The sequence below is a fragment of the Gordonia malaquae genome (assembly GCF_037148075.1).
Classification (GTDB): Bacteria; Actinomycetota; Actinomycetes; order Mycobacteriales; family Mycobacteriaceae; genus Gordonia; species Gordonia malaquae.
In genome coordinates, this window is record NZ_JBBCUB010000002.1 from 88000 (window position 1) to 110973 (window position 22974).

Annotated in this window: 22 protein-coding genes; 13 read left to right on the forward strand and 9 right to left on the reverse strand. The window is 67.2% G+C overall.

Annotation, left to right across the window (positions count from 1 at the left end; all coding sequences use genetic code 11):
- Positions 1–2: 2 nt before the first annotated feature.
- Positions 3–1133 (forward strand): alkaline phosphatase family protein, encoded by a 1131-nt coding sequence (locus WFK36_RS07415; protein WP_336791130.1) that lies wholly within the window; start codon positions 3–5, stop codon positions 1131–1133.
- Positions 1130–2305 carry an MFS transporter gene (locus WFK36_RS07420; RefSeq protein ID WP_336791132.1) on the forward strand — a complete coding sequence of 392 codons (1176 nt, stop codon included), beginning with the start codon at positions 1130–1132 and terminating at the stop codon, positions 2303–2305. Before WFK36_RS07415 ends, WFK36_RS07420 begins: the two co-directional genes overlap by 4 nt.
- Before the next feature lie 44 nt (positions 2306–2349).
- Here the strand turns inward: WFK36_RS07420 and WFK36_RS07425 are convergent, their stop codons facing one another.
- The 3 genes from WFK36_RS07425 to WFK36_RS07435 form a co-directional block, all read right to left on the reverse strand.
- Positions 2350–3681 (reverse strand): HNH endonuclease signature motif containing protein, encoded by a 1332-nt coding sequence (locus tag WFK36_RS07425; RefSeq protein WP_336791134.1) that lies wholly within the window; start codon positions 3679–3681, stop codon positions 2350–2352.
- 536 nt (positions 3682–4217) lie between these two features.
- Positions 4218–4967 carry an amino acid ABC transporter ATP-binding protein gene (locus tag WFK36_RS07430; protein WP_336791136.1) on the reverse strand — a complete coding sequence of 250 codons (750 nt, stop codon included), beginning with the start codon at positions 4965–4967 and terminating at the stop codon, positions 4218–4220.
- On the reverse strand, positions 4964–6424 hold the full coding sequence (locus tag WFK36_RS07435; RefSeq protein ID WP_336791138.1) for an ABC transporter permease subunit: 1461 nt from the start codon (positions 6422–6424) through the stop codon (positions 4964–4966). Before WFK36_RS07435 ends, WFK36_RS07430 begins: the two co-directional genes overlap by 4 nt.
- 72 nt (positions 6425–6496) lie before the next feature.
- On the opposite strand from WFK36_RS07435, the gene WFK36_RS07440 reads away from it, so the two are divergent.
- From WFK36_RS07440 to moaA, 3 genes are read left to right on the forward strand one after another with little or no spacing between them, the layout of a single operon-like run.
- A complete protein-coding gene (locus tag WFK36_RS07440) occupies positions 6497–7012 on the forward strand; it encodes a MogA/MoaB family molybdenum cofactor biosynthesis protein (protein ID WP_008376619.1) in 516 nt (171 codons plus the stop codon).
- On the forward strand, positions 6987–7412 hold the full coding sequence (locus tag WFK36_RS07445; RefSeq protein WP_336791140.1) for a molybdenum cofactor biosynthesis protein MoaE: 426 nt from the start codon (positions 6987–6989) through the stop codon (positions 7410–7412). The genes WFK36_RS07440 and WFK36_RS07445 overlap by 26 nt, the downstream gene beginning before the upstream one ends.
- Positions 7409–8410, forward strand: a complete 1002-nt coding sequence (gene moaA / locus WFK36_RS07450; protein WP_336791142.1) for a GTP 3',8-cyclase MoaA — start codon at positions 7409–7411, stop codon at positions 8408–8410. The genes WFK36_RS07445 and moaA overlap by 4 nt, the downstream gene beginning before the upstream one ends.
- 22 nt (positions 8411–8432) lie before the next feature.
- On the opposite strand, the gene WFK36_RS07455 is transcribed toward moaA, so the two are convergent.
- From WFK36_RS07455 to WFK36_RS07475, 5 genes are read right to left on the reverse strand one after another with little or no spacing between them, the layout of a single operon-like run.
- Positions 8433–8669, reverse strand: a complete 237-nt coding sequence (locus tag WFK36_RS07455; RefSeq protein WP_336791144.1) for a MoaD/ThiS family protein — start codon at positions 8667–8669, stop codon at positions 8433–8435.
- Positions 8666–9472 (reverse strand): NTP transferase domain-containing protein, encoded by an 807-nt coding sequence (locus WFK36_RS07460; RefSeq protein ID WP_336791146.1) that lies wholly within the window; start codon positions 9470–9472, stop codon positions 8666–8668. Before WFK36_RS07460 ends, WFK36_RS07455 begins: the two co-directional genes overlap by 4 nt.
- Positions 9469–9945, reverse strand: a complete 477-nt coding sequence (moaC, locus tag WFK36_RS07465; protein WP_336791148.1) for a cyclic pyranopterin monophosphate synthase MoaC — start codon at positions 9943–9945, stop codon at positions 9469–9471. Before moaC ends, WFK36_RS07460 begins: the two co-directional genes overlap by 4 nt.
- Positions 9942–11144 (reverse strand): molybdopterin molybdotransferase MoeA, encoded by a 1203-nt coding sequence (locus WFK36_RS07470; protein WP_336791150.1) that lies wholly within the window; start codon positions 11142–11144, stop codon positions 9942–9944. The genes moaC and WFK36_RS07470 overlap by 4 nt, the downstream gene beginning before the upstream one ends.
- Positions 11141–12232 (reverse strand): ThiF family adenylyltransferase, encoded by a 1092-nt coding sequence (locus WFK36_RS07475; protein ID WP_336791152.1) that lies wholly within the window; start codon positions 12230–12232, stop codon positions 11141–11143. Before WFK36_RS07475 ends, WFK36_RS07470 begins: the two co-directional genes overlap by 4 nt.
- Before the next feature lie 99 nt (positions 12233–12331).
- Between WFK36_RS07475 and WFK36_RS07480 the strand changes: the two genes are divergently transcribed.
- Genes WFK36_RS07480 through WFK36_RS07505 form a run of 6 tightly spaced genes read left to right on the forward strand, consistent with a single transcriptional unit; the run spans position 12332 to position 18574 of the window.
- Entirely contained in the window at positions 12332–12748 is a 417-nt protein-coding gene (locus WFK36_RS07480) for a TOBE domain-containing protein (protein ID WP_336791154.1), read from the forward strand.
- Positions 12745–13500: a molybdate ABC transporter substrate-binding protein gene (gene modA / locus WFK36_RS07485; RefSeq protein ID WP_336791156.1), complete on the forward strand. Its 756-nt coding sequence runs from the start codon at positions 12745–12747 to the stop codon at positions 13498–13500. The genes WFK36_RS07480 and modA overlap by 4 nt, the downstream gene beginning before the upstream one ends.
- Positions 13497–14285: an ABC transporter permease gene (locus tag WFK36_RS07490; RefSeq protein ID WP_336791158.1), complete on the forward strand. Its 789-nt coding sequence runs from the start codon at positions 13497–13499 to the stop codon at positions 14283–14285. Before modA ends, WFK36_RS07490 begins: the two co-directional genes overlap by 4 nt.
- On the forward strand, positions 14282–15463 hold the full coding sequence (locus WFK36_RS07495; RefSeq protein ID WP_336791160.1) for a sulfate/molybdate ABC transporter ATP-binding protein: 1182 nt from the start codon (positions 14282–14284) through the stop codon (positions 15461–15463). Before WFK36_RS07490 ends, WFK36_RS07495 begins: the two co-directional genes overlap by 4 nt.
- A complete protein-coding gene (fdhD, locus tag WFK36_RS07500) occupies positions 15366–16229 on the forward strand; it encodes a formate dehydrogenase accessory sulfurtransferase FdhD (RefSeq protein WP_336791162.1) in 864 nt (287 codons plus the stop codon). Before WFK36_RS07495 ends, fdhD begins: the two co-directional genes overlap by 98 nt.
- Entirely contained in the window at positions 16226–18574 is a 2349-nt protein-coding gene (locus tag WFK36_RS07505; RefSeq protein ID WP_336791164.1) for an FdhF/YdeP family oxidoreductase, read from the forward strand. Before fdhD ends, WFK36_RS07505 begins: the two co-directional genes overlap by 4 nt.
- Here the strand turns inward: WFK36_RS07505 and WFK36_RS07510 are convergent.
- Positions 18558–19751, reverse strand: coding sequence for an MFS transporter (locus WFK36_RS07510; protein ID WP_336791166.1), 1194 nt, complete (start codon positions 19749–19751; stop codon positions 18558–18560). The two genes, WFK36_RS07505 and WFK36_RS07510, sit on opposite strands and share 17 nt — an antisense overlap.
- Before the next feature lie 76 nt (positions 19752–19827).
- Between WFK36_RS07510 and WFK36_RS07515 the strand changes: the two genes are divergently transcribed.
- Positions 19828–20742, forward strand: a complete 915-nt coding sequence (locus WFK36_RS07515; protein WP_336791168.1) for a LysR family transcriptional regulator — start codon at positions 19828–19830, stop codon at positions 20740–20742.
- 96 nt (positions 20743–20838) lie between these two features.
- A complete protein-coding gene (gene helR / locus WFK36_RS07520; RefSeq protein ID WP_336791170.1) occupies positions 20839–22971 on the forward strand; it encodes an RNA polymerase recycling motor ATPase HelR in 2133 nt (710 codons plus the stop codon).
- Positions 22972–22974: the final 3 nt, after the last annotated feature.

Genomic DNA, 22974 nt, shown 5'->3' on the forward strand with positions numbered 1-22974 from the left:
TCATGGTGCACACCCTCGCGGACGTCCTGCCCTCCGTCGGATCGTCGTTCGATCTAGCTGGGCCGAATCTGCTTGGGGTGGAACCGAATCGTGACGTGGTGGTGCTCCTGATCGACGGGCTCGGCGCCGAGCTGGTCGCACGTCACGCCGAGATCGCGCCGACCTTGAACAGCCGGGTCGGCCACGTCCTTCAGGCCGGGTTCCCGGCGACGACGGCGACGAGCCTGACGAGTCTCGCGGTCGGTGCTCCGTGCGCCGTGCACGGTGTCATCGGGTACAGCTTCGCCGTACCGCAGCCCGATGGGCCACGAACGCTCAACGCGTTGCGGTGGACCCTCGACACTGCGCAGGGGTCCGATGCACGGGACGTCGTGGACCCGGAGCGGACGCAGCCTTCCCAGAGCCGACTCCAGGCGATGGCCGAGCACGGGGTTGAGGTCCACTACGTGGTGCCCGGATACCAGGCCAGGTCCGGGCTCACCCGCGCCGCGTTCCGCGCGACGGGTGTCGTACACCCGGCGGCGACGCTCGACGAACTCCGCGACGGAATCCTCGCCGTTGCGCGACACGACGGCCCAGGTCGCCGATTCGCGTACGCGTACTACACGGATCTGGACATGAACGGACACATCCATGGGCCGGAGTCACCCGAGTGGCTCACTGTCCTCGCTGACGTCGACCGTTTCGTCGCAGACCTGTTCACGGATCTGCCGTCCACGTGCACACTCCTGATCACAGGCGATCACGGGATGATCAGTGCGGGCACGATCATCGACCTCGACGCCGCCCCCGATCTGCATCGTGGGGTTCGCCAGATCGCGGGGGAGGCCCGTGTCCGACACGTATATCTGAACGATCGCGCCGCGCTCGACGACGTGGCGGAGGCGTGGCGGGGCGTCCTCGGGTCGCACGCCCGCGTCGTCACACGCGAGCAGGCGTTCGACGACCAGTGGTTCGGGTCGGCCGTCCCGACGGCGGACATCGCCGCTCGCATCGGCGACGTCATCGCGGTCGCCGAGGGCGAGACGGTTCTGGTCCGACCGGCTGCCGAACCGATGGAGTCCACGATGCGCGGACATCATGGGGCGTGGACCGCCGATGAGCAGCTTGTGCCGCTGGTGACGAACAGATGATGGATCGCCGAGCCGTCGCAGTGACGGCGTTCGCCTTCACCGTCGCGATGATCGGGACCACGATCCCGACCGCCCTGTATCCGATCTACTCCGACCGGCTCGGCTTCTCGTCGTTGACGGTCACCGTCTTGTTCGGCGTGTACGCGTGCGGTGTGTTCGGGGCGCTCCTGATGTTCGGTCGGCTCTCCGATCAGATCGGGCGACGTCCCGTTCTGATGGCGGCGCTGGTCTTCGCGGTCCTGAGCGCGGGGGTCTTCCTGATACCGCCGAGTCTGGCGAGCCTCATCGTCGGGCGACTGCTGTCCGGGGTGAGTGCCGGTCTGATGACCGGTGCCGGCACGGCGGCGATCATCGACCTCTATCCGGTGGCTCGTCGGGCGAGCGCCGGAGTGCTGGCGGTCGCGGTCAACTCGGGCGGTCTCGGACTCGGAAACCTGTTCGGCGGCGTTGTGGCCGATCTGAGTTCGTCGCCGCTTGTCGTGCCGTTTGCGATCCACCTCGTTCTCACCCTCGTCGCGATGGTCGGCCTGCGACTGTTCGGCGTCGACGACCGACGGCGCGGTGGGTTCGTGTTCCGCATCGAACGGCTCGCGGTGCCTCGCGAGATACGCGGCGCCTTCGCCCGGGGCACGCTGTCGGCGGGCGCGGGCTTCGCCTCCAGCGGCGTTTTGACGGCCACTACCGGGCTGTTTCTGGTCCGCTACCTCGGAATCGCCAGTCACACCGCCATCGGTGCGATCGTCTGCCTCATCTTCACCTGCGTCGCCCTTGGGCAGCTCCTCACCAAACGGGTCTCGGCACGGTGGGCGATGCCCGGCGCATGCGGGGTCCTCGTCCTATCGGCAGGGCTCCTCGCGTGGGCGCTGGCCGGTGAGGTCCTCGCGCCGCTCATCGCCGCAGCAGTCGCCGTCGGTCTCGGGTGCGGCGTGTGTATGAATGTCGGACTGTCGACGACCGTTGAACGTGTGCCCGCGTCTCTTCGCGGCGGGGTGTCGTCGGCGTTCTTCGCGGTGATCTACGTGATGCTCGCGTTCCCCGCCGTCGGTGTCGGGCTCCTCGCGATCCCTCTCGGACTCCGTGAGGCCGGCCTGGTGTTCGCCGGCGTTGTCGCACTCCTCGCCGCGACCGTCGGAGCATCGGACCTGCGTGCCTCGGCTCGGTCACAAACCTGACGCAGCGCCCATGCCCGCGGAACGAGTCGCAGGGCCGAGGCGGATCACGCCGCGGCAGGGTGTGCGGTCAGCGTTCGTCGGGCGTGGGACTTGATCGGCACGCGCGGTTGATCGGGTCGTGCCGGGTCGGCCGGTTCGAGGAACCAGGGGTGGCCGTCGTGGCCGATGAACACCTCCCACCCGCTCTGGTGAATCAGGGTGTGGTGCATCCTGCACAGCAGCACTCCGTTGCCCAGGCTGGTCTCGCCTCCTTCTGACCAGGGCGTGCAGTGATGGGCGTCAGTCCAGGTCACTGGTCGTCCGCAGCCGGGGAATGCGCATCCGCAGTCCCTCGCCGCGAGGGCCTTACGGATGCCGGGTGTCATCAATCGCTGCTCGCGTCCGACATCAAGCGGGACGCCTTCACCATTGACGGTGATCCTGGTGACGGCCGAGGTGCACAAGCTCAACGCGACCGTTGCCGGGGACACGGGCCCGGTGAACCCGAGCCTGGCGACCCCATCACCAGGTGAACCGACTGTGGGTATGACGATCGACGCGTGCGGTAGGACACCGCCGCTTGTAGGCCGGTCCGATCCGGACAGGTAGGTCCGGATGATCTGCCCGAGTGCATCAGCTCTGCGCTGCCGGGCCGTCCGTGGATCGGGTGACCCGTCCGGCTCGGGAACCGGCTTGCACAACGGATCCAAGGCCGCATTCAACTCTTCACCGGTCACGACGTCGAGATCCATGGTGGCCTCGACGCGTCCTTCGTCGTTCAGATGCAACGACATCTCATTGAGTTCCGGATTCTCCGACGCCGGAACCAAAGCTGGATCATCGGACTCCGCAGCCAACGCGATCGCCTCCTGCTTTGCCGCGGTCTTCACCTCCGCGGGGGTGGTGTTCAACGCCAACTTGCGAGCCAACCGCTGCTGCTCGCCTGGGGCGAGCGGAACCCGCTTCGCAACGGTCGCAACACCGACTCCGATCGCATCGGCGATCTCCGCCGACATCGACCCGTCGCGCATCCCACGCCCGACGTTGGTGAACCGCTCCGCGTGATGACCATTGCGAACAGTTCGATCCGCCACCGCGGGTGGGACACCGATCTCAGTCAGCAGCATCTTCGCCGACCGGAGATGTTTGCGGAACGGGATCCCCGCCCGCTCCGCCGTACGAACCAGTTGCGCTTGGGCCGCGTCGAGAACATTGCGGGCCCGCGCGACTTCGACAATCGCCGACAGAATCTCGGCGTCATCGGCGCCGACCTTGCTCGCCGACGCCAGACGGCACGCCAACCTAGGCGGCTCGCCCGAGTCGGGCTCGGTGGCTGTGGGTGGTGCGAGTTCGTCGACGATTCTGTCGGTGAGCTCGCACACAATAGACGTGAACATGACAAACCCCCTTCTAAACCTAAGGTGCGTGGCAACAAACATGAACCGACCAACGGTTCGGCAGCGACCTCCGACAGCACCACCCATCCACAAGCGGGTGGTGCCCGTCGGCGGTCACGTGGTGCCGGGTCACCAGCCCGGCCAAGTGCCGCTGCGAGTCTCCCGCGGCTCGCACTCTCACCCGAGGAACGAGCAGTCTGTAACGGGTTCGCCTGACTGCAGCGCGCTATCGACTTGTCAAAGAACCTTCGCCCCGGCGTCAACCGGGAACTAGTCAAATGATATAGATCACCTCCGACAAAAACGTACGTTCGAATGCGTGGCATCCTGTCTTGTCTAAAGACATCAGTGATAGTCCTGCATCAGGACATCGGTGACACTTCGACGATCAGTCGATGGTTGCGAATGAACCGATTGACCCTCGTGTGCGCCTGGCGATCTCCCGCTGGACGACGCTCCCCGTCGTTGTGACCGGCCGGGAGCGTGTATGCAGGCTCATCTCCCTGTGCCCCGCGCGAGGAGTGCGACCCGCGTGATCAGACCTCTGTCAGGCGGTGGAGGAACTGAATGGTGCGTTCTTCGGTTGGGTTGTCGATCACATCAGACGGGGGACCTTGCTCGGCGATGACACCTTGATCGACGAAGAGAACCTGATCGGCCACCTTCCGCGCGAATGCGATCTCATGGGTGACGACGACCATCGTCCACCCCTGCGAGGCGAGGTCTTTGATCACGGCGAGGACACCGCCGACGAGTTCGGGGTCGAGGGCGGATGTCGGCTCGTCGAGCAGCAGAACCTTCGGCTTCATGGCGAGTGCACGGACGATGCCGACCCGTTGCTGCTGACCGCCGGACAGTTGGCTGGGGTAGGAGTCGAGCCGATCGCCGAGACCAACGCTGTCAAGGAGCGCACGTGCATCAGCGGTGGCCTCGGCGACCGGCCGCTTCTGCACGATGACGGGGCCTTCGATGACGTTCTCCATCACGGTCTTGTGTGGGAACAGATTGTGGTTCTGGAACACGAAACCCGACTGTGCACGGTATTCGGCGATGGCCTCGCGTTGGGGTCGAGTCGAGAAGTCGATCGTCGAGTCCGCCACGCGGATCACACCCGCATCGGGCAGATCGAGTGCGTTCAAGGATCTGAGCAGGGTCGTCTTTCCAGAACCGGATGGGCCGATCACTGCGGTGACAGTGCCCTCGTCGACGGTGAAGTCGATGCCCCGGAGCACGTCGAGGTCGCCGAACGCCTTGTGCAGTCCTTGGACGGAGATCAGTTCGGTCATGATGCGATGAACCTTCCGAGACGAAGCTCCAGTCGACCCTGAAGCATGGACAACACCAAGCACACCACCCAGTAGTAGACGGCGGCGGTCACGTAGAGGGGGAGGAACTCGAATGTCGGCGCGGCCGCGATCTGGGCGGTGCGGAACAGTTCGGTCACCAGGATGACCGAAGCGAGCGACGTGTCCTTGACCAGGGAGATGAGCGTGTTGGACAGCCCAGGAACTGCGATGCGTGCCGCCTGCGGCAGGATGATCCGCCGCATCGTCGTCGCGTAGTTCATGCCGATCGTCTGCGCGGCTTCGGTCTGGCCGCTCGGCACCGAGATGATCGCGGCGCGGATGATCTCGGCGGCGTACCCACCCACGTTCAGCGAGAACGCCACGATCGCTGCCGGGAACGGCTCGACTTTGATGCCTATCTCGGGCAGCGCATAGAAGATGATGAACAATTGGACCAGCAGCGGAGTGCCGCGAATGATCGAGATGTAGACCCGAGCGAGCCACGCCACGCCGCGCTTCTCCGAGAGGCGAGCCAATGCGACGACAAGTGCGATCACCAGACCGATCGCAAAGCTGATCGCCGCGAGTGGGATCGTCGTGGTGACGGTCGCCTTCGCCATCGGCCACAGGTTCGAGCGGACGAGGTCCCACGTCGACTGAGGCTCGACCGGCTTCGCAACGCTTCCGCTCGCGTCGGTCTTCAGATAGCGCTGCGATATCTCAGTCAGGGTCCCGTCGGCCTGCAGGGCCTCGATCGCCTTGTTGATGTCTGCGGTGAGGGGACTCCCACGCGGTGCGGCGAACGCGGATTCGCTGCGCTCACCGGTCTTGGCGGCGATCTTCACAGACGTGTCGCCGGTCTCGGCCAGGTAGGCGTACACCGACAGGCTGTCGTTGACGGTGGCGTCCACCCGACCCTGCCTCAGCAGTGTGATGGCCTGCGCGAAACCTTCGACAGTTTCGACCCTGGCGCCGGCTTCGGTGGCGACGTCGGTCCAATTGCTCGTGGCAGACTGGGCCGACGTTCGACCCTTGAGATCGTCGAGGGACGTGATCGACGAGTCGTCCGCGCGTGTCACGATGACTCCTTCGCCGATCGCATACGGGATCGACATCGAGTACTTCGCCTCGCGTTCGGGCGTGATCGTGACCTGGTTCGCCACGACGTCGAATCTGTCGGCACCCAACGCAGCGAACAGGGAATCCCATGGCGCTTCGACGAATTCAGCGCGCTTGCCCATCTTCGCGGCGACGGCTTTCGCCACATCGACGTCGTAACCGGTCAATTCGCTGGTCGCCGGATCGTGGAAGCTGAACGGCGAGTAGGTGCCCTCGGTGCCGAATCGGATGACGTCGGAATCTCCGGAGTCCGCGCTCGACGAACACGCAGTCAGCAGACCGAGTGCCGCCATGAGCACGACGAGAAGCGGAACGATCGCCCGCACACGGGAAGTCATGATGACAAGTAAACGCGCTCGCCATCGGAGCGGGACGGTTTGGGCCCACACCGGTCGTGGAACACTGGAGGGATGACTGACGCGACTGACCAGAGGAATCCGCGCGCGACCGTCATCACCGTCTCTGACCGGTGCGCCGCGGGTGAAGCCGTCGACGTCTCGGGTCCGCTGGCGCAGCAGATGCTCGTAGAGGCGGGCTGGGATGTGGACGTCGTGGTAGTTCCCGACGAACGCGAGCGCATCACCTGGGCGATCATGGGTGCGGTGGAAGAGAAGTCCCGGCTTGTCATCACCACCGGCGGCACCGGTGTGGGGCCACGCGATGTGACTCCCGAAGCGACGGCGTCTCTGTTGAATCCCGAGGTGCCCGGCATCGCTGAGACGATCCGGTCCGTCGGCGTCGCAGTGCTGCCTCAAGCAATGCTGTCGAGGGGTCGTTCGGGCATCGTCGACGGTGCACTCGTGGTGAATCTCGCGGGATCGACGGGCGCGGTCAAGGACGGTGTTCCGGTGATCCTGCAGGTCGCTTCACACGTGGTGTCGCAAGTGGACGGGGGTGACCATGATCGTCTTCGCACGAATCAGTGACATCCCGCTCGACGTGGCCGAGCACCTCGACGCCGTCGCCGAGCGGTCGGCGGGTGCGACGGCACTGTTCGTCGGGACCGTGCGCGACCACGACCCCGATGCGACAGGCCGCGTGGAACGCCTCGAGTACAGCGCTCACCCCGACGCGTCGACGATACTCATGTCGATCGTCGACGGACTGGACACTCCGGCCGTCCGGATAGCGATCAGTCACCGCGTCGGCGATCTCGCGGTGGGCGACGTCGCGATCGTGTGCGCGGTCTCGGCCGCACACCGAGGTGATGTGTACGCGGTGAACCGCGACATGGTCGAACGTGTGAAGGCCGAACTGCCCGTCTGGAAGAAGCAGGTGGAGACCGACGGAACGTCGTCGTGGATCGGCCTGGGCGGTCTGGTATGACGCAGCCGTTGGTCGACCGATACGGGCGCGTGCACCGCGACCTGCGGATATCGCTGACCGACAAGTGCAATCTCCGCTGCACCTACTGCATGCCCGCGGACGGAGTTCCGTGGATCGCGAAGCAGAACCTGTTGACCACGGACGAGATCGAACGCGTCGCGGTGGTGTTCGCCCACCTCGGCGTCGAGGAGGTCCGCCTGACCGGCGGCGAACCGCTCCTGCGGCCCGACGTCGTCGACGTGGTGCGGCGGCTGGCCAACGTCCCGACGTCCGACGGCACGCTGCTGCGGGTGTCGATGACCACCAACGGGATACGCCTCGCCGGGGTGATGTCTGACCTCGCCGATGCAGGCCTGGAGCGTGTCAACATCAGCCTCGACACGTTGCGCCCCGCTCGTTTCCGAGAACTGACGAGGCGCGATCGGTTCGACGACGTGATCATGGGCATCCGCGCCGCGCAGGAGTCGGGTCTGCGCCCGCTGAAGGTCAACACGGTCGCCATGCACGGAGTCAACGACGACGAGTTCGTCGACTTGCTCCGGTTCGCGATCGACCACGACGCCGAACTCCGCTTCATCGAGCAGATGCCGCTCGACGCCGGGCACACCTGGTCCCGAGCAAAGATGGTCAGTGGCGCCGAGATCGTGGATCGACTCTCGGAGTCATTCGACTTGACGGAGCTGCCCGGTCGCGGCGCAGACCCGGCAGCCCTGTACTCCGTCGACGGCGGTCCACGCACAGTCGGGGTCATCGCATCGGTCACCGCACCGTTCTGCGGCGCGTGCGACCGTGTCCGCATCACCGCCGACGGCCAACTACGGAACTGCCTGTTCGCCCGCGACGAGTCCGACGTCCTCGGGCTCCTCCGGTCCGGTGGGTCGGACGCCGACCTGGCCGCAATGATTCGCAGGTCTATCGCTGGGAAGGCGTCGGGCCACGGAATCAACGACGTGGACTTCCTTCAGCCGGATCGGCCCATGTCGGCGATCGGCGGCTGACAGCCGGCCGGCAGTCAGACTGTCAGCCGCCCGCGAACGGAGGCAGGACGTCGACGGTCGCGGTGTCGGGTACAACGGCGTCATCGGGCAGTCGGACTCCGTCGACCATGAGCGAGCATCGGGCCAGAACCGCGGGGAACTCCACGCCGTTGTCGGCGGCGAGCGCCTGGCGGAGGTCGCCGAGCGTCATCGAGCCGTCCACCTGCTGCTCCCGCCGCCCGGCTGCCTCGGCGGCGCCTGCGAAGAGCCGAACTCTCATGCGCGAGCCTCGATGAGAGCCGAGACGGCTGCCTGTGCGTCGGTCACGGTGCTTCCGCGCGCGACGGCGAGACCGACGAGGAACGTGCTGATCGGCCCCGCCGGACGAGCGACGCCGTGCGCCACCTCGCGCGTCAGGTCAAGGAGCTCGCGCACCGGAACATCGACGTCGCCGAGGCCGAGCTCACGGCTCAGGTCCGCGATCCAGGCGTCGAGATTCGGTGGCTGTGTGTCAGTCATGGGTTGTCCCTTCGTTCGAAGCCGATAGTCCGCCACATCTGCCCAGGTGTCCAGGTCGGCGGCGGCACCCGTGCGATCGTGGACGGTCCGGAGGTTCAGGCCGTTGACGAGCTGTCGCATCGACGCACCGTGTGCGTCGCGGATCCTGGTGAGAGCCGACCGCAGCGCCGCTGTCCGGTAACGGCCCGCGAGCCATTGGGCGCGTCCGGTCGCGTCGACGAGGATCACGCCGTCGTCGTCGCCGATCGGCTCATCGGCGAGACGCCGGACGATCTCTACGGCGCGCGGCAAGTCACAGGCCAGCAACCAGACGTCATCGCAGTCGACGGTCTGCACCGCTGCGGCGATGCCCGCCACCGGTCCGCCGAACGGAGGATCCTCGCGGACAACGGTCACCCCGGGCCGGACGAGCGTGTCGGGGCCGACGGCTATCACCTGCGGGCAGTCCGCGACTGCCGCGAACACGTGGTCGACGAGCCTGGCGCCGTCGACCATGATCGATGCCTTGTCGGCGCCGTCCAATCGGGTGGCGCGTCCGCCGCCGAGCACGATGGCGGCGGTCATCGGTTCCAGTCGCCGCTCTTGCCGCCGGTTTTGCGGATGAGGCGGATCCGCTCGATCTCCACGGACTTGTCGAGGCCTTTCACCATGTCGACGACGGCGAGACCCGTCACAGACACGGCGGTCAACGCCTCCATCTCGACGCCGGTGCGGTCCGCTGTGCGCACCGTCGCAGTGATCTCGACGCCTTCGTCGGTCACCTCGAGGTCGACGACGGCGCCGTGCACGCCGATCACATGAGCGAGGGGCAGGAGGTCTGCTGTCTTCTTGGCCGCAGCGATGCCGGCGATCCTGGCGACGGCCAGGACGTCGCCCTTCGGCGTCGAACCGGCGCGGAGGGCGGCGACTATCGCAGCAGAGCAGCGGACGAGACCCGTCGCGGTCGCACTGCGCACTGTCGGCTGCTTCTCGGTCACGTCCACCATGCGGGCCTGACCGGCCGCGTCGAGGTGAGTGAATCGCTGTCCGTGCGTCATGTCAACACCATCACTTCCACCGATGTGCCTTCGTCGACCCGCTCGACGTCGGCGGGAACGATCGCGAGCGCCTGTGCGACCGCCAAAGAACTCACCAGATGCGAGCCGCTGCCGCCGGACGTCGCCGGGCGCACCGTCGTGTCGTCGAACACCACCGGCAGGACCTGGGTTCGTCCAGGCGGAGTGCGCCAGCCGACAGCGGCACGCCTGGTGACCCGCGGGCGGTCGACATCCGATCTGCCTGCCAGGGCCAGCAGCGCCGGCCGCACGAACATCTCGAACGACACCGCGACGCTCACCGGGTTGCCGGGCAGACAGAAGTAGAGGGCGCCGTCGTCGCCGACGCCGAAGCCCTGGGGTTTGCCCGGCTGCATCGACACGGGCCCGAACTCGATGCTCCCGGTGCGGTCGAGTACGGCCTTGACCACGTCGAACGCCCCGACGCTCGCACCGCCCGACAGCACCACGACGTCGACGTCGAGTCCGTCGAGCACGGTGACCAGTGCGGGTTCGTCGTCGGCCACTGTGCGAACGGCGACGACCTCGGCGCCCGCGGAGGCGACAGCGGCCGCCAACAACACCGAATTCGACTCCGGAATCTGTCCGCGCAACGGCCGGGCCGACGGTGCGATCAATTCTGATCCGGTCGACACGACTGCGACACGGGGCGATCGGTGGACGTCGACCGTGTCGTGGCCGGCAGAAGCCGCCGACGAGAGCTGCCACGGACCGAGAACGGTCCCGGCGGCCACAGTCACCGATCCGGCTTCAGCGTCCTCACCCGCCCGTCGGATATGCGCACCGGGTCGGGGCGGTGTGGTGACGGTGATCCGGTCCGGCGCGTCAGCGCGGACTTCGGTGCCCAGATCGGTGTGCTCGAGCGGAATCACCGCGTCTGCGTCGGTGGGGACGGGTGCACCGGTCATGATGCGGGCCGCCTGCCCCGGCCCGAGCGCCGGATCGAGCGATGACCCGGCCGGGACATCCGCGACGACCCGCAGCTCGGCGCCGACCGTCGCGTCCGCGCCGTGTACGGCGTATCCGTCCATGCCGGAATTGTCGAACAGGGGCACCGGCCAGCGTGAACGGATGTCGGAGGCGAGCACTCGTCCCCGAGCCCGGTCGAGCGGGATAGTCTCGACGGGCAGCGGTGCCGCGGTGCCGAGTATGCGGGCGCGATGCTCGTCCACGGTTCTCACAGGGATCCTGTCCTTTCGGCCCATGCGGCGTAGCCGCCGTCGAGAAGGGCGATGTCGGCGGTCGGGTTGACAGCCCTCAACGCGGCGGCGGCGACCCGAGCCCGAGGTCCCCGCTGGCAGTAGACGACGGTCACGTCACCGATGTCGACGGCGGCGGCGTCGGCGAGCAGCGTGTTGAGGGGGATCGGCACCGCGCCGGGGATCGCTCCGGCAGCGACCTCGTCGGGTTCGCGGACGTCGAGGAGCACGGTCTCACTGCGAACCGTGTCGTCGAGGAGCCCGAGCGCCGCGGCATCGACCCGCCGGATGTCGGCGACGTCGGTGCGTGGCGCGATCGGGACCTCGTCTATTCGGGCGGTGAGACCGTCGAGCACGAGCATCCTCCCCAGGATCGAGTCGCCGATCCCGACGATCAGCTTCACCGCCTCCGCTGCGAGAATCGACCCGAGCTGGCCGCACAGTGCTCCGAGAACCCCCGCCTCGGCGCAGTCCGGGACATCGCCTGCCGGCGGCGGAACCGGGAACACGTCCCGCAGCGTGACACCGGGACCGACAGGTGGTGACGACCAGAACACCGTCGCCTGCGCATCGAATCCCAGCACCGAACCCCACACGAGTGGCAGCCCGAGATCTGCGCACGTGTCGGCCACCGAGTATCGGGTGTCGAAGTTGTCGGTGCCGTCGATGACGAGGTGGTAATCGGCGAGAACCGCGGAGGCGTTTGCCGCGGTCAGACGCTCGCGGTGTTCCACGACGCGTGTATGCGGTGACATGGAACGGATGCGGGCCGCGGCGACGGACGTCTTGCGCGCTCCGACGTCGTCGACGCCGAACAGGATCTGGCGCTGCAGATTCGACTCCTCGACGGTGTCGTCGTCGACGACACCGATGGTTCCGACCCCGGCCGAGGCGAGATAGGTCAGTACCGGCGATCCGAGGCCGCCCGCGCCGAGGACACACACCCGCGCGGCCGAGAGACGACGTTGGCCCACGTCTCCGATCGAGGCGAGCCGAATCTGCCGGGCGGCCCGCGTGTACTCGTCCGACGGCAGGGACGGCGCGGGGTCCACCAGCGGAGGCAGAGGCATGGAACAACACTATCGTCTGCTGAAATCCCGGCGAGACGTACCGCATTCGCGGGCCCGATGCATGGAATAGATCCGTATTCGCGGTGTTAGAGTCGCACGATGACTGTCTTTCGGATCGGCCGAGCGGCAGAGCTCCTCGGCATCAGCGACGACACCCTCCGGCGCTGGATCGACGCGGGCCGCATCGAATCCCGTACCGACCAGGCGGGTCGCGCGGTTGTCGACGGTGCCGACCTCGCCACGCTTCTCACTGCAGAGTCCCGCGATCCGGGTGATCCGATCGATCGGGGATCAAGCGCCCGAAACCGGTTCGTCGGCATCGTCACCGGCGTGCTGAGCGACACCGTCATGTCACAGGTGGAACTGCGCTGTGGACCCCACCGGGTGGTGTCGTTGATGTCGACCGAAGCCGTCCGGGAGCTCGGCCTCGAAGTCGGCTCACTCGCGACCGCCACCGTGAAGGCCACGACGGTCATCGTCGAGACCTCGTCCACTGCAGGGGAGACCACCCGATGAAGCGCATGTCCGCCCTGTCGGTCGCCGTTCTCGCGGCGTTCGGTCTCATCGTCGCCGGATGTGGAAACGATGAATCCGGAACTCGACTGACGATCTTCGCCGCAGCTTCACTGCAAGGCTCGTTTGACGAGCTCGCCGAGGCGTTCACCGGCGCGCATTCCGACATCGACGTTGCGCCGATCGTCTACGACGGTTCACAAGCGCTCGCCCAGCAGATCGTCGAAGGGGCTGACGTCGACGTGATCGCGTTCGCCAGTCAGAAGAGCCTCGGCCCGGTCGTCGAGGCGAAGAAGTCCGACGCGGGTCAGGTGTTCGCGACGAACACCCTGCAGATCGCTGTCGCGCCGGGCAACCCTAAGCGCATCACCGGGCTCACCGACCTGACGAAGAACGGTGTCTCGACGGTGCTGTGCGCTCCCGAGGTGCCGTGCGGATCGGCGTCGCAGACGCTCCTGAAGGACGCCGGTGTGGCCGTCACCCCGGTCAGCGAGGAGACGAGTGTCACCGCAGTCCTCACTCGTGTACGGAACGGCGAAGCCGACGCGGGCCTGGTGTACACGACCGATGTCACGGGGGCGAAGGGCGCCGTCGTCGGTGTCACCCCGGCAAACGCCGCCGTCGCGATCAACCGGTATCCGATCGCCGTCGCCACCGGCGCGAAGGTCCCCGAGGAAGCGCGGTGGTTCGTCGACTTCGTGCGCAGCGCTGCCGGCCAGGCGATCCTGCGGAAGCACGGTTTCGGCGCGCCGTGAGGCTGCCACGCGTCCTGTACGTCCCGGCCGCGTTGGGTCTCGCCTTCTTAATCCTGCCGATCGTCGGCCTGGTCTCGCGCGTGCAATGGTCGACTCTCGGCGACGACCTGTTCTCGCACGCGTCGATGACCGCACTGCGGCTGTCGCTGGTGACGGCCGCAGCAGCGACGGTGGTGTGCATCGTCCTGGGGCTGCCGATGGCCGTGGTCATGGCGCGCGCCACGCGCCGGACGGCGTCGCTGCTCCGGACCCTCGTTCTCGTTCCGCTCGTACTGCCGCCGATGGTCGGCGGCCTCGCGTTGCTGTCCCTGCTCGGGCGATCCGGTCTGATCGGAGAGCCGGTCTTCACCTGGAGCGGCCACAGTCTGCCGTACACGACCGCGGCCGTCGTCGTGGCACAGTCGTTCGTCGCGCTCCCGTTCTTCGTGATCACCGTCGAGGGAGCACTCCGCACATCGGGCGTGAGTCACGAACAGATCGCCGCCACCCTGGGCGCCGGGCGGTGGCGCGTGTTGTCGCAGATCACCGTTCCATTGGTGGTCCCAGGGCTCGTCGCAGGCACGGTCCTGGCGTTCGCGAGGGCGCTCGGTGAGTTCGGTGCGACTGCGCTGTTCGCGGGCAATGCACCAGGTGTCACACGGACTATGCCGCTCGCGATATACACCGCCTTCAACGGGGTCGGAGTCACTGCGGACTCGGCAGTCGCACTGTCGCTGCTGTTGTTGGTGAGCGCCGCGATCGTGGTGTGCGGCCTGCGATCGTGGCGCGAGGACGCGGTCCGATGACCGGCGCGCTCGCGGCGGAGATCGTGGTGGACAGAGGACCGTTCCCCGTGTCGGCGTCTTTCGAGATCGAACCCGGCGGATGTCTGGCGATCCTCGGGCCGAACGGGGCGGGCAAGTCGACGATCCTCGCGGCACTTGCGGGCCTCGCTCCGCTCGCATCGGGGACGATCACACTGAACGGCCGGACCCTCGATGGTCCCGGTCGTCGACGGGTGCCACCCGAGGGCCGGGGAGTGGCGCTTCTCGATCAGCGGTCCCGGCTGTTTCCACACCTCACCGTGGAGAAGAACCTGTCGTTCGGTCCGCGGGCGCTCGGCCTGCCGCGAGCCCAGGTGCGGACCGTCGTCGACGAGTGGCTCGGTCGGCTCGGGCTCGCCGACCGAGCTCGGGCCAAACCCCACGAGCTGTCCGGCGGTCAACAACAGCGCGTCGCGATCGCGCGGGCGTTCGCGTCGCAACCGAGCGTGATCCTGCTCGACGAACCGTTCGCCTCCCTCGACGCCGAGAGTGGACCGATCGTCCGGCGCGTGCTGGCCGAGGAACTCGCGCGGACCGGGACCACCGCCGTCCTGGTGACACACCACCTCGCGGACGCGTGGCAATGGGCCGATGAGTGTCTTGTCCTCGACCGCGGTCGGGTAGTGGAGCAGGGCTCTCCGGACCGGCTGACGATGCGTCCGCGCCGTGAGTTCACGGCACTGCTCGCCGGTTTCGGTGTCCTGCGCGGGCGCTGGAGTGGATCGACACTGGACGTGGGTGGCGTGGACCTCCCGGGTGAACCGGACGGAGTGGTCGCCGGGCAGGCTGCCGTCGGGATCGTCGCCCCCCGAGATGTCGCCGTCTCCGCACCGCGTGGCCGCGCCGGCGTGCTTGCGGCAGCGGTGACAGGTGTGTCCGTGCAGGCCGGAATGGTGCGCCTCGACTCCAGTGCCGGCATCACCGCAGAGCTTTCCGTCGACGCGGCGCGAGCGTTTGGAGGTGGCCGCCTGCCGTCCCTCGGCGACAATTTCGACTTCGCTCCTCACGGTCTTCGGGTGGTACCGGCAGACGAATGGCAGTCACCGGACGTACTGTCGAAGCGTGGGACGGATTACCGCTCGGTGGCCGATCACCAAGATGTCGGTGGCACAGAGCAACAGCACTCGGGTCGACGTGCTCGCGGTCGAGGAACCGCTTGAGCTGAGGGTCGGCGGGTCGCCGCTGGTCGTGACCATGCGGACGCCGGGCAACGACGTCGATCTCGCCGCGGGATTCTTCGTCTCCGAAGGGATCGTCCGCCGTCGTGATCAGTTCGTCGGCGCCATCGCATGCGGGGGACCCGGCACCGGAGGCGGCCAGAACACCTACAACGTTCTCGACGTGACGCTCGCCGCCGACGCGGAGTTGCCGAGCAGGGAGCACGCACGATCGTTCTCGATGACAAGTGCGTGCGGCGTGTGCGGGAAAGCGAGCATCGACGCGGTCTCGACGGTGTCGAGCTTCGACGTCGCGGCCGACGATGTCGAGGTGTCCGCAGACGACCTGTCGAGACTTCCCGACGCCCTGCGCGCCGAGCAGACAGTCTTCGCCAAGACCGGCGGACTGCACGCTGCAGCGTTGTTCGACGCCGACAGCGGGGAACTCCTCGTGCTCCGTGAAGACGTCGGGCGACACAATGCGGTCGACAAGGTCGTCGGCTGGGCGCTCCGCGAGAACCTGCTGCCACTGCGGCGGACCGTGCTCGCGGTGTCCGGGCGCGCAAGCTTTGAACTCGTCCAGAAAGCTGTCATGGCCGGGATCCCGATGCTGGCGGCGGTGTCTGCGCCGTCGTCGCTCGCCGTCGAACTCGCCCGCGACTCCGGAGTGACCCTCGTCGGCTTCCTCCGAGGCCGCACCATGAACGTGTACACCCACCCCCGGCGGGTCGCGAACCCGATCGCCGTCAGCGAAGGAGCAGTGTCATGACCGACTCGATGCACGGACAGAAGCACGTCCCGGGGCTGCTCGCCGACATCCCGCGCCAGGGTGGGTTCGGTCCGTCGACCACCAAGCCGTGGTCGAGTTCTCCCTACCACCACCCGGCGGCGGCGTGGGGCGCCGCACGGTCGGTCTCCAAGGTCCTGATCTCCGAACGTGAACTGTTCGCGGGCACCAAGGCGATGCTGGAGATGAACCATCCGGTCCGCGGGTTCGACTGCCCCGGGTGCGCATGGCCGGACTCGAATCACGGCGTGAAGCTGGACATCTGCGAGAACGGCATCAAGCACGTCACGTGGGAGATGACCCACAAGCGCGCCGACGCCGACTTCTTCGCCCGGCACACGGTCGCCGAACTCTCCCAGTGGACCGACTTCGACCTCGAAGACGTCGGAAGGTTGACCGAGCCCCTCGTCTACGACGCGTCGAGCGACCGATACGTCCCCATCAGCTGGAACGATGCGTTCACCATGGTCGGCGAGGAACTGCGCGGCCTCGACAGTCCGAACGAAGCGGCCTTCTACACGTCCGGCCGACTCAGCAACGAGGCCACCTTCCTGTACCAGCTCTGGGTTCGGGAGTTCGGCACCAACAACCTGCCGGACTGCTCCAACATGTGCCACGAAGCCTCTGGTCGTGCACTGACGGCGTCGATCGCGACAGGCAAAGGCACCGCGTCACTCGACGATTGGGACGCATGCGATCTGCTGCTCGTGCTGGGTGTCAACGCGGCGTCGAACGCACCGCGGATGCTGACGTCGCTGGCCCATGCGGTCAAGCGCGGCGCACAGGTGGTCCACATCAACCCGATGAAGGAAGTCGCGTCGACCAGGACGATCGTTCCGCACGAGGTGCTGGAGATGGCGATGTTCAAGTCGACTGACACCGGCACCATGGATGTGCAGGTGCGGCCGGGAGGTGACCTCGCGCTCATCCGCGGCGTCGCGAAGGCGGTGTTCGAAGCCGAAGACGCGGCCCCCGGCCGGGGTGCGCTCGATCACGAGTTCCTGGACAGGTTCACCCACGGGGTGGACGAGTACCGGGCCATCGTCGACGCGGCGACGTGGGACGACCTGACCGCGCAGGCCGGGGTGAGCGAAAGCGACATCCGGACGTTGGCGAAGCTGTACCTCGCGTCGCCGCGCACCATCATCTCGTGGTGCCTCGGCGTCACCCAGCACGGACACGGCGTCGACACGGTCCGCGAATTCACCAACCTTCTGCTGTTGCGCGGAAACATCGGCCGGGAGGGGACGGGACCGTCGCCCGTCCGCGGGCACAGCAACGTGCAGGGCAACCGGACATGCGGAATCGACCACCGGCCGAAGGAGGCGTTCCTTGAAGCGCTCGACGCGGAGTTCGGGATCACGTCGCCGCGCGAGCATGGGCTCGACACGGTGAAGACCGTCGCCGGAATGAACGACGGGACGGTGAAGGTGTTCGTCGCACTCGGTGGAAACTTCGTCCTGGCCGCACCCGACACCAAGTTCACCGCACAGGGGCTGACCCGATGTGAACTCACCGTGCAGGTCAGCACCAAGCTGAACCGAAGTCATCTCGTCCACGGACGCAAAGCGCTGATTCTTCCGTGCCTGGGTCGTACCGAAGTGGACGTGCAGGCGGGCGGACCCCAGGGGGTCTCGTGTGAGGACGCGATGAGCAACGTCCAGCTCTCCGCGGGCAAACGCAAGCCCGCGTCACCGCACCTCAAGTCGGAGCCTGCGATCCTCGGCGGTATGGCTCGAGCGACCCTGCCGACGAGCGCAACGCGGTGGGAGGCGATGGTCGACGACTACGACCTGATCCGAGACTCGATGTCGCGGGTCCTTCCCGGGTTCGAGGGATTTAACGACTTGGTTCGCCGCCCTCTCGGCTTCCGGATCCCGCAAGCGGCGCGGGAGCGGATCTTCCGAACTCCGAGCGGTCGCGCCGAGTTCAGTCACGCGCCGACTCCCGATGTGATCCCGGCGTCGTCCGACGTCCTGGTCCTGCAGACCATGCGGTCGCACGATCAGTGGAACACCACGATCTATTCGAGCGACGACAGGTATCGAGGCGTCAAGAATCTCCGCGAACTGGTGTTCATGAATCGCTCCGACATGGACGACAGGGGACTGTCCGAAGGCTCATTCGTCGACATCGTCGCGACGTCGAAGGACGGTTCTCAGCGTTCCCTGAACCGGTATCGAGCCGTGGGATACGACCTGCCACGAGGTGCGGCCGCCGGATACATGCCCGAGATGAACGCATTGATCGGCGCGGCGGACTACAGCGTCCAGAGTGACCAGCCGCTAATGAAGAACGTCCAGGTCCGAGTCACCGCGTCGGCGTGAGGGCCACGGCGGCCGCGGCGACTGCGATCCCCGCCGCGAGCCACAGCAACGGTGCATGTCCGACTCCGACGACGCGTCCGCCAAGGAACGCGCCCAGAGCGATCGACGCGTTGAAGACTCCGGCGTAGAGGCCCGTCACCTGCTCGACCCGGTCCGGTGCGGCCGTTGTCATCCATAGCTGTCCGGTCACCGAGACGCCTCCGTAGGCGACGCCCCACAGCACGAGGCCGACCATCGCAGCGGCGGGCGCAGTGCCGAGAGTCGCAAGCACGACGACGGCGACGGCGATGCCGACACCGAGCGTCGCCATGCATGATCGGGGCGACTTGGACGCCACGGCGCCTGCGACGAAATTGCCGATGAGCCCTCCGACGCCGTACACGAGCAGCGCGACCGTCACGCCGACCGCGCTGAAGCCGGAGCGATCTTCAAGCAACGGCCGAACGTACGTGTAGGCCGCGAAGTGTGCGGTCACGACCAGTGCGACGGTGATCGCGCCGACCATCACGGACGGACGCAGCAACCGCGGCCGAACGCCGCCGGTCGGCGACTCGACCTCGGGTGGACGACGCATCTCGGGCATGACCCGCAGGGCGACCGCGCCGACGCCGACAGTGGCGACGCCGAGACCGATGAAGGCGGCACGCCACCCGAGCACACTCCCGACGAGGGTTCCCAACGGCACGCCGAGCACCGAAGCGGCGGCCACCCCGCCGATGACGATCGACACCGCGAGCGGACCGCGTCGTCCGGGAACCAGTCGCGCCGCCAGTGCCGACGCCATGCCCCACACTGTCGCCATGCCGAGCCCCACCAGCAGGCGTGACACCAGCAGGACGGGCAGACTGTCGGCGACGCCCGTCACGACGTCGCCGACACCGAGCACGACGAGCGCCGCGGCCAGCACCATCCGCCGGTCCAGTGCCCCGAGAAGGTGCGGCACCACGGGCGCGACGACAGCGGCGACGAGTCCGGTGACAGTCACCGCGAGCCCGATCGCGGCGGATGAGGTCGCGAGGTCGGACGACATGGGAGTGAGCACCCCGATGGGGAGCATCTCGGCAGTCACCACCAGAAATGTCCCGGCGGCGATCACCGCGACGGAGGCCCAACTGCGTCGTGGTGTCGTTGCCGGTGGGGAAGCGGGCGGAAGAACAGGTGAGATGCAATCGGTCACTCCGTTGATTCCACCCGCGGATCGCACGCGGATCAACGCTGACTCTCTCACCGATCGATCACTTAGAGTGATTGATATGACCTCTCGTCAGCCGACGATGCACCAGGTGAACGTGCAGCAGATCGAGTGCCTGATCACGCTCGCCGACGAGCTCCACTTCGGTCGCACCGCTGAGCGGCTGGGCTATTCACAGTCGCGTGTGAGCCAGTTGATCGCTCAACTCGAGCATCGGGTCGGGGCTCGACTCGTCGAACGGACAAGCAGGCGGGTGGCTCTCACTCGAATCGGGGAGCAGTTCGTCGACGAGGTGACACCCGCGTACGCGGGGCTGTTGACCACATTCCAGCGTGCCCGCGACCGAGCGATGCGCGGAGCTCTCGAGGAGCTCCGGATCGGGTTCAGTGGAATGGTGTACGAGCAGGTGACGGCGGCGTTTCTCGAACTCCGCACGACCCACGGAGTGCGAGTGCACAGCGTTGATCTGCCGCTCGGGTCACCGTTCACCGCGCTGCTCGCCGGTGACGTGGACGGAGCGATCGTCGAGCTTCCCGCCGAGGTCGACCGACTCGTCGTCGGATTCGAGTTTCCGGCGCAGGACCGGTTGGTGGCCGTCGGGCGCGAACACGCCTTCGCGGATCGAGACGAGATCGACGTCGAAGAACTGGCGTGTCTGGACATGCTGCACCGTGACGGCGACGCGCCCGAGCACTGGAAGATGGTGCACACCCCGATCGTCACACCCAACGGGCTTCCGATCGTGTCGACGACCGGTGTGACAAGCATGCAACAGGGGCTCGTGCTGGCCGCGACCGGCGACCACGCGATGCTCGTCTGCCGGGCGTACATCGAGTACAACCAGAGGTCGGACGTCCGGTTCATTCCGGTGCGCGGGCTGGAGGGGACGAGCCGTCTTGGACTCCTGTGGCGGGCGGATGCTGCGGCGCCCCAACTCGCGGCGCTGGCCGAGCTGCTCGCGACCACAGTGCGCTGACTGGTCTTTCCCCTTCCACCATAACCTGTGTAAGTGGGCTTGCGGCAAGGCCCAGGGGCGGGTGCACAATGGTCCACTCACCGACGAGAGGGCTCTGTGACCAGCACTGTTTTCCGACTGTCCACCGCCGCCAAGGCCGCCCCCGGCCTCATCGACGCCGACATCGCTCACCTGACGAGGGTCGCCGCTCGGATCGTGGAGCAGACTGCCCGAGCAACCGACGACTTGGCTGCGGCGCGCCGTGTCACCGACCTGCGCGGCGGCGCCGGTGTGGAACGGGACCTGGAGATCCGCAGGCTCGAGACCCGGCTGAGGACGTTGTCGCGGCTCGGCGCCGACGTGGTGCTCGGGCGCATCGACCCGCTCGACGGCGAACCCGTCTACATCGGCCGGATCGGCCTGAGTGACACGGACGGCACGACACTCCTGCTCGACTGGCGCACACCCGACGCCGCGCCCTTCTTCGCCGCAACCCTCGCAGATCCTCGAGGACTCGCCAATCGGCGCCACTATCGATGGGCGTCCGGCGCGATCGTCGACTACTGGGACGAGAGATTCACCGGCGACGACACCGCATCCGCGGCGCTCGACGCTCAGTCTGCGTTCATCGCGAGCCTCGGTGCGAGCCGGTCATCCACGATGCAATCCGTTCTCGGCACCATCGCAGCCGACCAGGACGCGGCGATCCGAGCATCGTCGCGCGGAGTGCTCCTCGTGGACGGCGGGCCCGGCACCGGAAAGACTGTCGTCGCGCTTCACCGCGCCGCCTACCTGCTGTACTCCGATCCCCGCATGCAGGGCGGCCGGGGGCGGATCCTGATCGTCGGACCGCACCGCCCGTACCTCGCGTACATCTCCGACGTGTTGCCGAGCCTCGGCGAGGAAGGCGTCGCCGCGTGCACACTCGCCGAGACCGTCGACGGCGGTGATCGATTTCCCGTCGAGACCGATCCAGGCGTCGCCGCGCTCAAAGGAACGGTCGCAATGGTCGCTGCGATCGAACCCGCCGTGACGTTCTACGAAGAGCCGCCACGCGACGGAACCGACATCGACACCGACTACGGCGACTTCTGGCTGAGCCCCGCCGACTGGGCCGAAGCGATCGCCGCCGTTCCCCCGGGAACCCCGCACAACGAGGCCCGCGGAGACCTCTGGGCAGCCGTGCTCGACATCCTCATCGACACGATCGACGATGACCTCGATCCGACCGTTGTACGGGCCGAGCTGTCCCGGAACTCGGATCTGCATCGTGCGATCAGCCGTGTGTGGCCGCTCATCGAACCCGAGGATCTGGTGTCGGATCTGTGGAGCGTGCCGGCCTACCTGCGCAGATGCTCACCCGGACTCACACCGAGTGAGGTCGACCTTCTGCAACGCGAGAACCCGACGGCCTGGACGGTCTCCGATGTCCCGTTGCTCGACACCGCGGCCCGCCGCCTCGGCGACTCGGGCGCCGCTCGCCGAGCGGCTGCAGCGAGATCAGAGAGCGCTGAACGCCGACGGGTGATGGACAGCGTCGTCGACGACCTCATCGACGCGGCTGACGACGCAGGGAGTCTGGTGACCATGCTCCGCGCGGAGGACATCGCGGGGGTGATCGTCGACGACGCCGACCTGTACCGCGCCGAACCGGATGCGTTGGCCGGGCCGTTTGCGCACATCGTCGTCGACGAGGCGCAGGAACTGTCCGACGCCCAATGGCAGATGCTGATCGCCCGGTGTCCCTCGGGCAGCATGACGATCGTCGGGGACCGCGCGCAGGCACGTGACGGATTCACCGAATCGTGGGCGGACCGCCTCCAACGCGTCGGACTTACTCGTGCCGCGTTGGGTGAGATCACGACGCGCACCTTGACAGTCAACTATCGGACTCCCGAGGAGATCATGGCGGTCGCCGGACCGGCGATCACGGCCGCCCTGCCCGACGCGAGTGTTCCGTCAGCCGTCCGGACGTCGGGAGAACCGGTCAGATTCGGCGCCGCGGCAGATCTGGACACCATCGTCACGGCGTGGCTCGCCGACGACAACGGCACGGTGTGTGTCATCGGCGCAAGCACCGCCGTCGTCGACCCGCGCGTCCGAACGTTGACACCGGTCACCGCGAAGGGACTCGAATTCGACCTCGTCGTCCTCGTGCGTCCTGAACAGTTCGGCGACGAGATCGCAGGCGCCGTCGACAGATATGTCGCCATGACGCGCTCGACCCGCGAACTGGTCGTCCTTCGATAGGGT